General features: G+C 69.7%; 11 protein-coding genes. 2 read left to right on the forward strand and 9 right to left on the reverse strand.

All coding sequences use genetic code 11. From position 1 onward, the window contains the following. The 7 genes from AOK08_RS13665 to AOK08_RS13695 all read right to left on the reverse strand — a co-directional run. The coding region (locus tag AOK08_RS13665; RefSeq protein WP_055525806.1) for a zinc-dependent alcohol dehydrogenase at window positions 1–886 on the reverse strand (886 nt) is incomplete at its 3' end. Further along, window positions 883–1320, reverse strand: coding sequence for an RbsD/FucU domain-containing protein (locus AOK08_RS13670; RefSeq protein ID WP_055525807.1), 438 nt, complete (start codon window positions 1318–1320; stop codon window positions 883–885). The genes AOK08_RS13665 and AOK08_RS13670, both read right to left, overlap by 4 nt. 19 nt (window positions 1321–1339) lie before the next feature. After that, window positions 1340–2230, reverse strand: coding sequence for an amidohydrolase family protein (locus tag AOK08_RS13675; protein WP_055525808.1), 891 nt, complete (start codon window positions 2228–2230; stop codon window positions 1340–1342). Then, window positions 2223–3557, reverse strand: coding sequence for an L-fuconate dehydratase (locus AOK08_RS13680; RefSeq protein WP_055525809.1), 1335 nt, complete (start codon window positions 3555–3557; stop codon window positions 2223–2225). The genes AOK08_RS13675 and AOK08_RS13680 overlap by 8 nt, the downstream gene beginning before the upstream one ends. A gap of 112 nt (window positions 3558–3669) precedes the next feature. Continuing rightward, window positions 3670–4713, reverse strand: coding sequence for an ABC transporter permease (locus AOK08_RS13685; protein ID WP_055525810.1), 1044 nt, complete (start codon window positions 4711–4713; stop codon window positions 3670–3672). Continuing rightward, a complete protein-coding gene (locus AOK08_RS13690) occupies window positions 4706–6268 on the reverse strand; it encodes a sugar ABC transporter ATP-binding protein (protein WP_055525823.1) in 1563 nt (520 codons plus the stop codon). Before AOK08_RS13690 ends, AOK08_RS13685 begins: the two co-directional genes overlap by 8 nt. A 44-nt stretch (window positions 6269–6312) precedes the next feature. Continuing rightward, window positions 6313–7377 (reverse strand): sugar ABC transporter substrate-binding protein, encoded by a 1065-nt coding sequence (locus tag AOK08_RS13695; RefSeq protein ID WP_055525811.1) that lies wholly within the window; start codon window positions 7375–7377, stop codon window positions 6313–6315. A gap of 467 nt (window positions 7378–7844) precedes the next feature. Between AOK08_RS13695 and AOK08_RS13700 the strand changes: the two genes are divergently transcribed. Beyond that, a complete protein-coding gene (locus AOK08_RS13700) occupies window positions 7845–10076 on the forward strand; it encodes an alpha-L-fucosidase (RefSeq protein ID WP_055525812.1) in 2232 nt (743 codons plus the stop codon). A gap of 66 nt (window positions 10077–10142) precedes the next feature. Here AOK08_RS13700 and AOK08_RS13705 read toward each other — a convergent pair whose 3' ends face one another. Next, a complete protein-coding gene (locus AOK08_RS13705) occupies window positions 10143–11147 on the reverse strand; it encodes a phosphotransferase family protein (protein ID WP_063794052.1) in 1005 nt (334 codons plus the stop codon). 127 nt (window positions 11148–11274) lie between these two features. Beyond that, on the reverse strand, window positions 11275–13557 hold the full coding sequence (gene yicI / locus AOK08_RS13710) for an alpha-xylosidase (RefSeq protein ID WP_055525814.1): 2283 nt from the start codon (window positions 13555–13557) through the stop codon (window positions 11275–11277). Between the two features lie 263 nt (window positions 13558–13820). On the opposite strand from yicI, the gene AOK08_RS13715 reads away from it, so the two are divergent. Further along, entirely contained in the window at window positions 13821–15980 is a 2160-nt protein-coding gene (locus tag AOK08_RS13715; protein ID WP_055525815.1) for a beta-galactosidase, read from the forward strand. Window positions 15981–16128: the final 148 nt, after the last annotated feature.

Below are 16128 nucleotides of genomic sequence, written 5' to 3' on the forward strand. Positions count from 1 at the left end.
CGACGGCGTTCTCGAAGTCGGTGCGGTCGTACAGCCGGGCGCCGACCAAGGTGAGTTCGCGCCAGAAGAAGCGGTGGAGGTTGATCTCGCGGGGGCGGGGGTGGATGGCGACCAGGCACAGCCGCCCGCGCACGCCGAGGACGTCCACGGCGGTGTCGACGCCGCCGGCGGCGCCGGAGACCTCGAAGGCGACGTCGGCGCCCGCGTCGGCGGTCCACTCGCTGACGAGTGCGGTGACATCGCTGGTGGAGGGGTCCCAGGTGGCCAGGCCGAGGTCTTCGGCGAGCAGCCTGCGGTGGGGGCTGAGTTCGATGACGCGGACGTCGGCTCCGGCGTTGCGGGCGACGAGGGCGATGAGGATGCCGACGGGTCCGCCGCCGACCACCACAACGCGCTCCCCGTCACGCACGGCGGCGCGGCCGACGTCGTGGACGGCGACGGCGGTGGGCTCGACGAGCGCGGCGTGGTCGAGGGCCAGGGTGTCGGGCAGGCGCACGAGGGTCGAGGCGGGGACGGTCCAGCGTTGCTGCATGGCGCCGGGGGAGTCGATGCCGATGAAGTCGAGGTGCTGGCATATGTGCTGGTTGCCGGCCTGGCAGGCGGGGCAGGTGTTGTCCCAGCGCAGCGGCATCACGGTGACCGCGTCACCGGGCGCCCAGCCCTCGACGCCCTCGCCGACGGCGACGATACGGCCGGACATCTCGTGCCCCAGCACAGCGGGTGTCTGGACTCGGGCGTCCATGTCGCCGTGGAAGATGTGCAGGTCGGTGCCGCAGATCCCGACGAAGGCGGGCGCGATCTCCACCTCACCCGCGCCAAGAGCGGGGGTCTCGGCGGGAGCGGTGTCCAGCGTACGAGCGGACAGGTAACGGACGGCCAGCGTCATCGTTTCTCCAGGGTGCCTTCAGCGCGGACGCCGATGGTCAGCAGCAGGTTGGCGTAGGTACGGGTGTCGGCGGTGACGATCGCCAGCGCGACGTCGGGGGAGCGGGCGGCGTCGTAGAACTCGAAGCGGCCGAGCGTCTCGACCGGGACCGGCGCCAGACGGTCGCGGTACTCGGCGATGGCCGGCGGCTCCGGCTCGCCCTCGGGCGGCACCATCACGTGCGCGGACTCGACGGGGATCGCCTTCAGCAGGACGTCCAGGATGGTGGTGACGTCCAACAGGCCGGGGGCCAGGTTGAGGTGGACGATCCGGGCGCGTTCGCCGGTCGCGGTGCTCGCCGGGTAGTGGCCGTCCGCGAGCAGCACGCGGGAGCCGTGGCCGGCACCGGCCAGGGCTTCCAGGATCCCGGGGTGCAGCAGGTCGGTCAGGAGCACGGAGTGCCCACCTTCCTCATCAAGGGGTCTTCAGAGTGGGGGAGTTCAGTCGGTAGAAGGCGGTCGCGGTGTCGGCGAGGACCGCCGACGTCTCGGCGGCGGAGCAGCCGTCCAGCAACTCCTCGACGGTGGCCGCCCACCGGTTCCAGCCGCCCGCGAGGACACAGACCGGCCAGTCGGAGCCGAACATCAGCCGGTCGGCGCCGAAGGCGGACAGCAGGACGTCCCACACCGGGCGGATGTCGTCGATCGTCCACCTGTGCGGGTCGGCCTCCGTGACCAGGCCCGAGACCTTGCAGCGCACCTGAGGACGCGCGGCCAGGCTCCGTACCGCCCGCTCCCAGTCGCCCAGGTCACCGTCGGCGATGGGCGGCTTGCCCGCGTGGTCGAGGACGAGCGGCAGCTCGGGAAAGCGGTCGGCCAGCTCGACGGCCTGGTCGAACTGGTGGCTGCGGATCAGCACGTCGTACGCCAGTCCGCGTTCCCCGGCCGCCCGCAACCCCCGTTCCACGGCGGGCCGTTGCAGCCACTCCGGGTCCGATTCGCCCTGCACGAGATGGCGAAGCGAGCGGAGGTACGGGCCGCCGGGTCCGGCGAGCAGTTCGTCGAGCACGTCCGCGACCGCCGGGGAGGTGAGGTCCACCCAGCCGACGACCGCGCCGATCAGCGGGTCGGCGTCGGCCAGGGCGAGCAGCTCCCGTGTCTCGGGCACGGAGGTCACGCACTGGACGACCACCGTGCCCGTCAGCCCCCGGCCCGCGATCGGCCGGGTCGCGGCCGATCGCAGGTCGGGCACGCCGAAGGTTCGGCGGATGGCTTCGAGGCCGGGCTCGTCCAGCCAGGGCTGCGGCCGGTGGTCCAGGTCCCACAGATGGTGGTGGGCGTCCACCAGTCGCGGAGTGTCAGACACGGGCCGCCCAGACCGGGCCGTCGGGGTACGTGTACTCCTTGAGGGACTCCTGGTGCATCTGCGCGCTCAGCCCGGGAAGGGCGGGGGCGAGGTAGTGGCCGTCGGCCATGCGCACCGGGTCGACGAAGTGCTCGTGCAGGTGGTCGACGAACTCGATGACGCGGTCCTCGGTCGTGCCGGAGACGGCGATGTAGTCGAACATCGACAGGTGCTGGACCATCTCGCACAGGCCGACACCGCCGGCGTGCGGGCAGACCGGGATACCGAACTTCGCGGCGAGCAGCAGGATCGCGATGTTCTCGTTGACGCCGCCGACCCGGGCGGAGTCGATCTGGACGATGTCCACCGCGCCGGCCTGGAGGAGCTGCTTGAAGACGACCCGGTTGGCGATGTGCTCACCGGTGGCGACCTTGATGGGGGCGACGGCCTTGCGGACGGCGGCGTGGCCGAGGATGTCGTCCGGGGAGGTGGGCTCCTCGATCCAGTACGGGTTGTAGGGCGCCAGTTCGCGCATCCAGTCGATCGCGGGCTGGACGTCCCACCGCTGGTTGGCGTCCACGGCGATGCGGATGTCGTCGCCGACTGCCTCACGGGCGGTGCGCATACGCCGTACGTCGTCCGCCAGGTCGGCGCCGACCTTCAGCTTGATCTGGGTGAAGCCGTCCGCGACGGCCTCGCGGGAGAGGCGGGTGAGCTTCTCGTCGGAGTAGCCGAGCCAGCCCGGGGTGGTCGTGTAGGCGGGGTAACCGCGCTCCAGGAGGTGGGCGATGCGCTCCTCGCGGCCCGGTTCGGCGCGCTTGAGGATCTCCAGGGCCTCCTCGGGGGTGAGGGCGTCGGACAGCCAGCGGAAGTCGACCTGGCGGACCAGGTCCTCGGGCGACATCTCGCCGAGGAAACGCCAGACCGGCTTGCCCGCGCGCTTCGCGGCGAGGTCCCAGGCGGCGTTGACGACGGCGCCGGTCGCCATGTGGATGGCACCCTTCTCCGGGCCGAGCCAGCGCAACTGGGGGTCGTGGACGAGGGAGTTGGAGAACGCGCCGAGGTCGGAGCAGACCTCCTCGACCGACAGGCCCACCACGTGCGGGGCGAGCGCCGCGATGGCGGCGGCCTGGACATCGTTGCCGCGCCCGGTGGTGAACGCCAGGGCGTGACCCTCCAGGCCGTCACCGGCGTCGGTGCGCAGGACGACGTACGCGGCGGAGTAGTCGGGCTCGGGGTTCATCGCGTCCGAGCCGTCCAGGTGCTCGGACGTCGGGAAACGCACGTCGAGGACGTCCAGGGCGACGATGCGGGCGGCTGCCGATGCGGGGGAGTCGGTGGAGGACATGTCTGCTCCTAAGGGGCAGGGGCAGGGGCGTGGACCCTGCGACGAGAAAGGGGAAACGACGGTGGAGGTCGGGAGCCGCCCGGTCACCGTTGACCTGGTGACGGCCAGGAGTTCATTCCTGGACCTTGCCGCCTGTGATACGGGAGATCATCAGGGCGACCAGGATGATCAGGCCGTTGAGGGCGCCGATCCACTGCGCGGGGACACCGCCCAGGGTCAGCACATTCTGGATCATGAAGAGCAGCAGGATGCCGCAGAAGGCCCCGAACATGGTGCCCTTGCCGCCGTTGAGGCTGATTCCGCCGATGACGGCGGCGGCGAAGACGGTGAAGATGTAGCCGTTGCCCTGGGCGGAGGCCACCGAGGCCAGGCGGCCCGACAGCATCAGCCCGGCGAGGGCGGCGAGCACGCTGCCGGTGACCAGGACGATCCACAGCACCCGGTCGGTACGGATACCGGCGGCCTTCGCGGCGTCGACGTTGCCGCCGATCGCGTACAGGGAGCGGCCGAAGCTGGTCCAGCCGAGGACCACGATGGCGACGGCGAACAGCACCAGGGTGAGCCAGATGGAGGCCGGCATCCCGAACCACTCGGCCGTGCCCAGGTAGAGCATCGACTCGGGGAGCTGGAAGAAGGTCTGGCCGCCGGAGATGCCCGTGAGGACACCGCGCACGACGATCAGCATGCCGAGGGTGACGATGAAGCCGTTGAGGCCGAAGCGGATGATCAGCAGGGAGTTGATCACGCCGATCAGCGCGCCCACGACGAGGGTGATCGGGACCGCCCAGGCGCCCGGGAGGAGGCCGAGGCCGTGTGTCGCGCCGGTCGGTACCACCAGCCAGGCGGCCACACCGGGCGCGAGGCCCATGGTCGACTCCAGCGAGAGGTCCATCTTCTTGACGATCAGGATCATCGTCTGGGCGAGGACCAGCACCGCGATCTCGGCCATCTGCTGGAGCACGTTGATCAGGTTGTCGGGCTGCAGGAAGATCGGGCTGACGATCTGTCCGATGATCGCGATCACCACGATCGCGGGGACGAGCGCGAGGTCACGCAGCTTGGCCAGCGGGACCTTGCCGCCGAACAGCGCGGTTCGCTTGGCCCCTGCCTCGGCGGCCTTCGGCACGGGCGTTTCCGCGACGACGGTTTCAGGCATCGAGGTCCACTCCTTCCATCGCGGCCACGAGGTCGTGGTCGTGCCAGCCGCGGTTGATCTCTGAGGTCACACGGCCCTGGAACATCACCAGGATCCGGTCGCACATACGCAGGTCGTCGAGCTCGTCGGAGGCGATGAGCACTCCGGTGCCGGTGTCCGCGGTCTCCTCGACCTTGCCGAGGAGGAATTCCTTTGAGCGCACGTCCACACCCGCGGTCGGGTTGATCAGCACCAGCAGCTTGGGGTCGTCGGCCAGCGCGCGGGCCATGACGACCTTCTGCTGGTTGCCGCCGGACAGCGCCGACACGGGCAGCTCGGGACCCGGCGTCTTGATCGCCAGGTTCTCGATCATGCCCTCGGCGAGCCGGTCCCGGGTGCGGTTGCTGAGGAAGCCGTTGCTGCCGAGCCGGTGGGGCACCGACAGGGTGGCGTTGTCCGCGATCGACATGTCGGGGACGTAGCCCTGGTGGTGGCGGTCCTGGGGCACGAACCCGGCGCCCGCCTTGAGTGCCGCCGGGACGCTGCCCGACCTGGGAAGCGTGCCGGCGATCCGCACCTGGCCCGCTGTCGCCGCCCGCAGTCCTACGACGGTCTCGGCGACCTCCGTACGGCCGCTGCTGGCCGCTCCCGCGAGCCCGACGATCTCCCCGGCGCCCACCTTGAAGCTGACGTCCTGGTAGGTCTCGCCGTGCAGGCCGCTGATGTCCAGGGCCGCGGTGGCGGCGGAGTCCAGCGAACTGGCCCGCACCTCCGTGCTGTCGGCCGCCGCCTCGCCCGTCATGGCGGAGACGAGGTCGACGTGGGGGAGTTCGGCGACCGGCGCGGTCAGGATGTGCCGGGCGTCCCGGAACACCGTCACCATGTCGCAGATCTCGTAGATCTCCTGGAGGTGGTGACTGATGAACAGGAAGGTCACGCCCTGCTGCTGCAGATCGCGGATCCGGTCGAAGAGCCGGCTGATCGCCGCGGCGTCGAGCTGCGCGGTCGGCTCGTCGAGGATGATGAACCGGGCGCCGAAGGACAGTGCCCGGGCGATCTCGACGAACTGCCGCTGTTCGACGTCCAGTTCACCGGCCATGGTCTGCGGATCCACGTCCACCGACCAGGTCGTCAGCAGCTCCTGTGCCCGGCGCCGCATACCCTGCCAGGTGATGAGCCGGCCGCGGCCGTGCTGGTGCCGGTTCAGGAAGAGGTTCTCGGCGACGGTCAGCGTGGGAATGATCGTCGACTTCTGGTAGACGCAGGCCACCTGGCTGCGCCAGGCATCGCGGTCCGCGAGCCGGGGGGCGGCGGCGCCGCCGAAGGTGACCGTGCCCTCGTCCGGGGCCTGAAGCCCGGTCAGGACGGACACCAGGGTCGACTTGCCCGCCCCGTTGCGGCCCACCAGCGCGTGGGTCTCGCCGGGCCTGATGGTGATCCGGGCGCCGTTCAGCGCGACCGTCTGACCGAATCGTTTTACTATGCCCGTCGCCTCGACGACGGGCGGGCCCGACTGGGCCCGTCCGTCGTCCGCCGGGGCGGGCGCGGGGGTGACTGCTCGCTCCCCGTCGCTCATCTCAACCGCCTTGTGTTCGTTGGCCTTGAAGTCCTGGCGATCCGTCAGCCGAGGTTGTTGCCCCACAGGGACTTGTCGTCGCTCTTGACGCTGGGCACGCCGCCGTAGGTGCCACCGTCGGACGTGACGAGCGGAGCGGACAGCTGGTCCTCGAGGACGCCGTCACGGACCTGGATGATGTTGCTGTCGTGGTCCGTCTTGCCCGGCTTGAAGGTCTTCCCGTCGATCGCGGCCTTCAGGTAGTACAGGGCGTACTTGGCGTACAGGTCGGCCGGCTGCGAGACCGTGGCGTCGATCTTGCCCTCGGCGATCGACTTGAGCTCCTCGGGGATACCGTCGTTGGAGACCACGAACACGTGCTTCTTGTCCGACGGCGGAACCAGCAGGCCCTTCTGCTTGAGCACCTGGAGGGTGCCGGACAGGGCGAAGCTGGCCTCCATGTAGACACCCTTGATGTCCGGGTTGGCGGTCAGGTCCGTCTGCAGCTTCTGGGCCGCGACGGCGCCGTCCCAGTTGGTGGCCTCGCCGAACACCTTGATGCCCGGGTAGCTCTTCTTCATGCAGTCGTTGAACGCCTCGGTGCGGTCACGGCCGTTGATGGAGTCCAGGCCGCCCTCCAGCATGACGACCTTGCCCTTGCCGCCGAGCTTGGTGCCCAGGTACTGGCACGCCTTCTCGCCGTACGCCCGGTTGTCGGCGCGCACCACCATGAACACGTTGCCGGTGTCGGGGCGGGTGTCGACGGTGACGACGGGGATCTTCTTGGCCTCCAGCTGCGCCAGCGTCGGCGCGATGGCGGCGGTGTCCTGCGGGGCCATCGCCACGCCCTTGACGCCCTGGCTTATGAACGTCTGCACGTTGGCGGTCAGCTTGGCGACGTCGTTCTGGGAGTTGGTGGTCTTGAGGGAGAGACCGAGCTCCTTGCCGTACTCCGGCGTGTACTTGATGTACGAGTTCCAGAAGTCGGTGTCGGAGCGCGGGTAGTCCACGCCGACGAGCGGCTTGCCGTCGGCCGACGTACCGGAGCTGCCGGAGCCGCCGCAGGCGGTGAGCAGAGCAAGCGCGGAGATGACGGAGGCGGCTGAACAGAAGGCGGTTCTGACTCTCATCGGTACTTCCTCACGCTGGTCCCGTAGCGGGAGATGTTTCACGTAGACGACAATCGGATGTCGTCGCTTTGTAGAGATGGGATGTATGTATAGGCCGCACCCGGTGGCTTGTCCAGCCCCTCGTGTGTTTTGCCCTGAAATCCCGGTTTGGAGCTGTGCTCAGAGTCCAGAACTGTGGGCCAAAGGTCAAAGCCATCCCATCAATCGTGGCCACTCTGTGATGTGATCAAGCCGCACGAAACCTGCGAGACATCGGGTGTCTTGGGGGTGTCCAAGTATGAAAAAACAGGACATAGGTGGCAGAAAACCAGGCTGGATGACGCTTTTCATCCCTGCACAGCCGTTGACATGTCATGGACGCATGGACGACCTTCGTTCGTAACAACCGGCACCAAGGACGCTGAGGTCCGCTCCTGACGTGCCCGGCCCTGTCTTCTCCCATGCCCCCTCCGCATCAGGGATGTCCCATGTCGAGCTCGATCAGCAGGCGCCACTTCCTTGCGAGCGCCACCTTCGTGGCGGCGGCAACGGCCGCGGGCGGCCTGTTCGGCGCAGGCGGCGCGCAGGCGGCGCCCAGCACGTACACACCCGACTGGAACTCGGTGGACCAGCACCCGGCCGCTCCGGAGTGGTTCCAGGACGCGAAGTTCGGGATCTACTTCCACTGGGGTGTCTTCAGCGTTCCCGCGTACGACAGCGAGTGGTACCCGCGCAACCTGTACCAGGCGGGAAGCAACGCCAACACGCACCACATCGCGACCTACGGCCAGCCGTCGGCCTGGCCGTACCACAACTTCATCAACGGCGCGCAGGACCTGGCGGGCAACCACGTCGAGTTCGCCCCGAAGCTGAAGTCGGCGGGCGGCAACTTCGACCCCGACGAATGGGTGCAGTTGTTCGTCGACGCGGGCGCGAAGTTCGCCGGCCCGGTCGCCGAGCACCACGACGGCTTCTCGATGTGGGACAGCCAGGTCAACGAGTGGAACTCGGTCGCCAAGGGGCCGAAGCTGGACCTGCTGGCCCTGTTCACCAACGCGATCCGCGCCAAGGGCCTCAAGCTGCTGGTCGCCATGCACCACGCGTACAACTACAACGGCTTCTACGAGTTCGCGCCCGCACAGACGGACCCCAGCCTGAAGAAGCTCTACGGGCAGCTCGGCGCGGCGGCGGAGAACCAGCTCTGGTACGACAAGCTCAAGGAGGTCGTCGACCGGGCCAAGCCCGACATCCTCTGGCAGGACTTCAAGCTGGACGCCGTCGACGAGACACAGAAGCTGAAGTTCCTCTCGTACTACTACAACCAGGCCAACAGCTGGGGCCGTGAAGTCGTCGCCACGTACAAGGACGGCATGAACGGCAAGGGCGAGATGTTCGACTACGAGCGCGGCGGGCCCGGCGATCTCACCACCCCCTACTGGCTGACCGACGACAGCATCTCCAGCAGCAGCTGGTGCTACACCCAGGGCATCGGCTACTACACGACACAGCAGATGCTGCACTCGTTCATCGACCGGGTCAGCAAGAACGGCAACATGCTGCTGAACATCGCGCCGATGGCCGACGGCACCATCCCGCAGGCACAGAAGGACATCCTGCTCGGCATCGGCGACCATCTGAAGCGCTTCGGCGAATCGGTGTACTCCACCCGCGCCTGGACCGTGTACGGCGAGGGCCCGACGAAGATGGGCGGCGGCTCCTTCACCACCCCGCACGCCGGCACCGCGCAGGACATCCGCTTCACCCGCGACAAGGCGGGCAACGTCCTGTACGCCACCGTCCTCGGCTGGCCCGGCAGCTCGGTGACGATCAAGACGCTCGCCTCGGGCCAGATCAACCTCTCGTCGCTGACCTCGGTGAAACTGCTCGACTCCACCGCGGGCACCTACATCAACCTGCCGACGCCCGTCCAGAGCGCCTCCGGGCTGACGGTGTCCCTGCCGTCGTCGGCGCCCTACAGCGCCAACGCGTACGTCCTGAAGCTCACCTTCTCCGGCGGGATCCCCAGCCTGCGGCCCGCGGCCGGAGCCGTCGGCTTCAAGGACGTCAACTACTCCCCGACCGGCACCGTGCTCCCCGCCGGCGACTACACCTCCAGCCAGTTGCAGGATGCCGGCCTGGGCGCGCTCAGCCTGTCCTCGCTCTATCTGGCCCCCGGCTACCAGATGGTCGGCTACTCCGGCGACAACTTCACCGGCACCTCCTGGACCTTCACGGCCGACAATCCCGACCTCAGGGTCACCGGCAACAACGACCAGGTCGCCTCCCTGAGGGTCCAGTTCAACCCGGCGACGTACTTCCGGATCGCGAACGTCACCAACGGTCTCGCCCTGGACAGCGGCGGCGGTGTCGCCTCCGGCTCCGACCTCAAGCAGTGGACCTGGAACGGCAGCAACAACCTCCAGTGGCAGGCGGTGGACGTCGGCAACGGCTACTACCGGCTGGTCAACCGCACCAACGGCATGGTCGCCGACGGCTGGGGCGCCACCTCCGACGGCTCCACCGCCCGGCAGGCGCCCTGGAACGGCGGCACCAACCAGCAGTGGAAGATCACCCTGCGGGGTGCCGGACGCTACTCGATCACCAACCGCACCACCGGCCTCGCCCTCGACGGCGGCGGCAACGTGGCCTCGGGCTCCGTGACCAAGCAGTGGACGTTCGGCAGCAGCAGCAACCTGCTGTGGGACTTCACGGCCCAGTAGTCCCGGCGCGGTATCGCCATTGAGCAGGACAGCCGGTCCCGGATCCCCGGGACCGGCTGTGGGCCGTTACCCGGCCGCGCGGGCAGCCGTACGGACGAGGGCGACGGCGTCGGCGAGCGTACGGCGGCAGAACGCGAGGTGCGTGGGGCCGAAGCCGCGCGGCCCGCACTCGACGACCAGCAGCAGGCCCAGATAGAGCCGGTAGAGAGCCAGCCGGTGCTGGAAGGCCGGGCCGGAGCCGAGGCTGCCGCCCGCCTCGGTGTAACCGGCGACGAGGTCGCTGTCCGGGCCGGTGTCACCGCCGAAGGCGAGCGAGACCAGCTCCGCCGCAGGGTCGCCCCAGAAGGCCCGCTCGTGGTCGATGAGCCCGGTGATCCGCGCGTGGGTTCCGTCCTCGGCGGGGTCGACGAAGATGTTGCCGGGCCACAGGTCGAAATGGACCAGCCGGGGTTCCGTCACCTCGTCGAGGGCGTCGCCGCCCCCGGCGACGAGTTCGCGGATCTCGGCGGGCGGCACGTCCAGCGGGGACCGCCAGCGCTCGGCGTCCTCAAGGAGCGCCTCGACCATCGCCGTGAACGCCGTACGCCAGTCGGCGGCCAGCAGCCCGGACCGCGCGGCCGGGTAGCCGAACCGGCCGTCCTCGGGCGCCAGGGTGTGCAGCCGCGCGGTGATCGCACCCAGCTCACGGCGTGCCGCCGCCTCGGCGGCGCGGGTCAGCCGGTCGCCGGCCTTGTCCCACGCGATGCCCTCGACGACCGAGAGGACGACGAACTCCTCACGCGCGTACAGCAGTTCAGGTGTCGGCACCCCGCCGCCGGGAAGGTCCGCGAGCCGCCGGTAGACCATGGCCTCCGTCCCGAGGATGCCCTGTTCGTACCGCAGAACGGCGGCTGTGTCGGGCGGGGCGAGTTTGACGACGGCGGGGCGGCCGTCGTCCAGCCGCACCCGGTAGACGGCGCTGAACCAGCCGTCGGACAGTTCACCCTCCACCCGGCATCCGACACCGGTGCCGTCGCGCAGCAGGGCGTCCAGTTGGCCGGGGGACAGGTGTCGCTTGGTCTGGCTGTGCATGGATGGCTGCTTGCTTTCGGGTGGTGGGCATTGGCATTGGGCTGTCGGCATCGTCCTCGACACGGAACCGCGCCGAGGACGGGGCCCGAGGGGACCCCGTCCTGAGTGTCGTCCTGAATATCTGATCTCAGGCCGGGAACGGCAGATCGGCCTCCGAGGTGCCCGCGGGCCGGGTATGTACGGGCCCGTCCGGGCCGCCGGTCCGCAGCCGCCACGGGTGCGGACTGTCGGTGGACACATGCAGACGGTCTCCCCGGCGGCTCAGCCGGAAGCGGGCCGTCTCACCGGGGCCGTCGGCGCTGGGGATCACCACGGTGCGCTCGGCGCCGTCGGCGAAGGCGTGCACGCGCAGCTCGACGCCGTCCGCCCAGGCGGAGACCGGGCGCTGGTCGTCGGCGCCCAGGGCGATGACCGAGTCCGGGCGGGCCAGCAGCGGCAGGGTGTGGAAGCCGTGCCGCTCACGCACCCAGCTCGGACCGGTGACCTCGGCGCCCGTCAGCACATTGGTCCAGACGCCCGCCGGCACGTAGTACTCGACCGTGCCGTCGTCGGTGAAGACCGGGGCGACGAGCAGGTCGTCGCCGAGCATGTACTGCCGGTCCAGGGTCGCGGCGGCCGGGTCGTCGGGGAACTCCAGCACCATGGCGCGCATCACCGGCACACCGGTGGTGTGGGCCTGCTGGGCGGCGCGCTGGAGGTAGGGGGCGAGTCGGTGCTTGAGGAGGGTGAACTCCCGGGTGACCTCGACCGCCTCCTCGCCGTAGTCCCACGGCACCCGGTACGACTTGCTGCCGTGCAGCCTGCTGTGCGAGGAGAGCAGCCCGAACTGCACCCAGCGCTTGAACACGGCCGGGGTCGGAGTGCCCTCGAAGCCGCCGATGTCGTGGCTCCAGAAACCGAAACCGGACAGGCCCAGGGAGAGGCCGCCGCGCAGCGACTCGGCCATGGCGCCGAAGTGCGACTCGCAGTCGCCGCCCCAGTGCACCGGGTACTGCTGGCCGCCCGCCGTCGCGGAGCGGGCGAACAGCAGCGCCTCGCCCTCACCGCGTTCCTCGCGCAGCAGCTCGAACACGGCCTCGTTGAAGAGGTGGGTGTAGTAGTTGTGCATCCGCTCCGGGTCGGAACCGTCGTGCCAGACGACGTCGGTGGGGATCCGTTCGCCGAAGTCCGTCTTGAAGCAGTCCACGCCCTGGTCGAGCAGCGTCCTCAGCTTGCCCGTGTACCAGGCGCGCGCCGCCGGGTTGGTGAAGTCCACCAGGGCCATGCCGGGCTGCCACAGGTCCCACTGCCACACACTGCCGTCGGGCCGCCGTACGAGATGGCCCTCGCGCATGCCCTCCTCGAACATCGCCGACTTCTGCGCGATGTACGGGTTGATCCAGGCGGAGATCTTGAGCCCCTGCCCCTTGAGCCGGTCCAGCATGCCGGCCGGGTCGGGGAAGGTGTCGGGGTCCCACTCGAAGTCGCACCACTGGTAGGCGCGCATCCAGAAGCAGTCGAAGTGGAACACGCTCAGCGGGATGCCGCGCTCGGCCATGCCGTCGACGAAGCGGTTGACGGTGGCCTCGTCGTAGTCGGTGGTGAACGAGGTGGTCAGCCACAGGCCGAGCGCCCAGGCCGGGGGCAGGGCGGGGCGGCCGGTGAGCGCGGTGTAGCGCTGGAGGACCTGCTTCGGGGTAGGGCCGTGGACGACGAAGAACTCCAGCGACTGGTCCTCGACGCTGAACTGGACCTGGCCGACCGATTCGGAGCCGACCTCGTAACTGACCTTGCCGGGGTGGTTGACGAAGACGCCGTAGCCGCGGTTGGTCAGGTGGAAGGGGATGTTCTTGTACGCCTGCTCGCTGCTGGTGCCGCCGTCCGCCTGCCAGATGTCCACCGTCTGGCCGTTCTTGACGAACGGGGTGAACCGCTCGCCCAGCCCGTACACCGACTCGCCCACGCCCAGGGAGAGCTGCCCGAGCATGAAGTGCCGGCCGTCGGCGTCGGTGACGAAGCCGGTGCCGCGCTCGCCCACGGAGGTCAGCACCCGCCCGCCGGCACTGAACTCCAGGTGCCACGGCTGCGAGGTGTCCACCCGCAGCGTCAGCTCACCCGTGCTCAGCTCGACCACCGCGCCGTCCCGGTGCACCTTTCCGGCGTCCGGCTGCCCGCCGGGCAGCGCGAACTCCGGCCCCGGCCGCACCGAACCGGCGTGATGGGTGGCGCGCACCCCGATCACGCCCTCGGCCGGCGACCAGCACTCGACCGTCAGCAGTGGACTGTTGAGCGTGGCGCCGCGACGGGTGACGTGTTTCACCGGCGCGTAGAGGGTCATCCGGTGCTCGTCCGCCCGGACGTCCGCGACCTCGGTGGCGTAACGCGCGGTGACGCCCGGACGCATCAGCCAGTAGCCGTCGGTGAACTTCATGAGGTGGTTTCCTCCGTCCGCGCGCGGAGCGCGGTGATCAGGCCCCGGCAGTAGGCCGTCCTCGGCTGACCGGCATGCGGCGGGCATCGGCTGGGGAGTTTTTGGTGAAGCGCTTCGACGCTGCCATCGCGCGAGATCCGCTGTCAATCCCTGGCGAGAAAGAAGGCTCCATTGCCGACAGCCTCTTGTTTCCCCAAGTAATTCCTCATTAACTTGCGTGATCAGGTGAAGCGCTTCGACACCCTCCGAAGGGACTGCTCCGCATGACCGGTCTGCCCGCACGCGTCCTGTTCGGTGCCGCCTATTACCACGAGTACCAGCCGTACGAGCGGCTCAAGTCCGACCTCGATCTCATGGCGGAGGCGAACTTCACCGTCATCCGCGTCGGCGAGTCGGTCTGGTCCACCTGGGAACCCGAGAACGGCCGCTTCGAACTCGACTGGCTGCGGCCCGTCCTCGACGGCGCCCACGAGCGCGGCATCTCCGTCGTCATCGGAACCCCCACCTACGCGGTGCCGCCGTGGCTGGCCCGGCAGTACCCCGAGATCGCCGCCGAGGACGCGGGCGGGCACCGCGCCGCCTGGGGCGCCCGGCAGGAGGTCGACTTCACGCACCCGGCCTTCCGGTTCCACGCGGAGCGGGTGATCCGCGCGATCATGTCCCGCTACGCCGCCCACCCCGCGGTCATCGGCTTCCAGGTCGACAACGAGCCCGGCCCGCGACTGCCGCACAACCACGGGGTCTTCCAGCGCTTCGTGGACGACCTGCGGCAGCGGTACGGCGACGTCGAGACCCTCAACCGCGAATGGGGGCTCGTGTACTGGTCGCACCGGCTGTCCACCTGGGCCGACCTGTGGAAGCCGGAGGGCAACGCGCAGCCGCAGTACGACCTGGCCTGGCGGGCCTTCCAGGCACGCCTGACCACCGAGTTCATCGCCTGGCAGGCCGGCATCGTGCGCGAGTACACGCGGCCCGGCCAGTTCGTCACCACCTGCCTCGCCTACGGCCTGCCCGGCCTGGAGGACGACGAGCTCACCGACAGCCTCGACATCACCGCGGGCAACCCCTACTACGACATGCAGGACAGCCTCACGATGCCCGAGCCGCCGCGCGAGAAGCTGCCGCAGCAGTGGATGGCGTACGGCGCGTGGGCGCTGCACCAGAGCGCCGACCGGATCTACTCCTCCCGCCAGGAACCGTTCCTGATCACCGAGACCAACGCCCAGGCCATCAGCGGCACTTACGAGAACCGGCCCGCCTTCGACGGTCAGTGGCGGCAGGCCGCGTGGGCGCTCGTCGCGCGCGGCGCCCGCATGATCGAGTACTGGCACTGGCACACCCTGCACTTCGGCACCGAGACGTACTGGGGCGGGATCCTCCCGCACAGCGGACAACCCGGCCGCGCCTACCGCGAACTCGCCCGGCTGGGCGCCGAGTTCGAGCGCGCCGGGGACCTGGTCGCAGGGATCACGCCGGACGCGGACATCGCGATGGTGTACTCGGCGCCGAGCAGGTGGCTGATGCAGAAGTACCCACCGCTCGCCGGCCCCGACGGCGGTCCGGACGGGGGCGCGTACGAGGGCATCTTCGAGCCGTTCTACCGGGGCGCGTTCGAGGCCGGACGCCAGGTACGGATCCTGCACGCACGGCAGTTGCACGACCCGCGCGGCGAACGCCCGGGCCTGACACCTCAGTCGGCGGCCGAACTGCACCCCGTACTCATCGCTCCCGCGCTGTACGTGGCGGACGACGGAACGCTCGACTGGCTCGGCGCCTACGCGGAGGCCGGCGGCCACCTCGTCCTCGGTCCCCGCACCGGCTACGGCGACCAGGAGGCGCGGGCCCGCCACGAGGTGACCCCCGCCCGACTGGCCCGGGCCGCGGGTGTCCGCTACGACGAGTACAGCAACCTGCATGCCGACCTGCCGCTGCGCACCGCGCCCGACAGTCCGCTCCACCTGTCGGCCGACGCGGTGGCCACCCGCTGGGTGGAGGGCCTGGCCGTCGAGGACGCCGATGTCCTGGCCGAGTACGACCACCCGCACTTCGGGCGCTGGCCCGCCGTCACCACCCGCCGTCACGGCGCGGGCCGCATCACCTGCGTGGGCACCGTGCCCGGCCGCGAGCTGGCCCGCGCGCTCGCCACCTGGCTCGCGCCCACCCCGGGCAGCGGCTGGCGGGACCTGCCGGACTCTGTCACCGTCGCCACCGGCACCGCACCCGACGGACGGCGCGTCCACGTCGTCCACAACTGGAACTGGCAACCGGCCATCGCCCAGGCCCCGGTGGACCTGACCGACGCCCTGGACGGCAGTACGGTCCCGGCCGGTACGCCCGTACGGCTCGGCGCCTGGGACGTCCGCGTCCTCGCCGCCGCACCGGAGCCCGGCGCGGAGAACCCCGGGCCCCTCAGCGAACACTGAAACCGGCGTTCGGGTCCGGCCGCGTCCTGGACCGGGACGCGGAGCACGTCCGACGCCCACCTGAAGACATCGAGTCCGGCACCGTACCTCCGGTGCCGGACTTTTTCTCGTGCGGAGTGTGTGACATGTGTGAGGACATGTAGGACCC

It is taken from the genome of Streptomyces graminilatus (assembly GCF_001418565.1).
GTDB classification, from domain to species: Bacteria; Actinomycetota; Actinomycetes; order Streptomycetales; family Streptomycetaceae; genus Streptomyces; species Streptomyces graminilatus.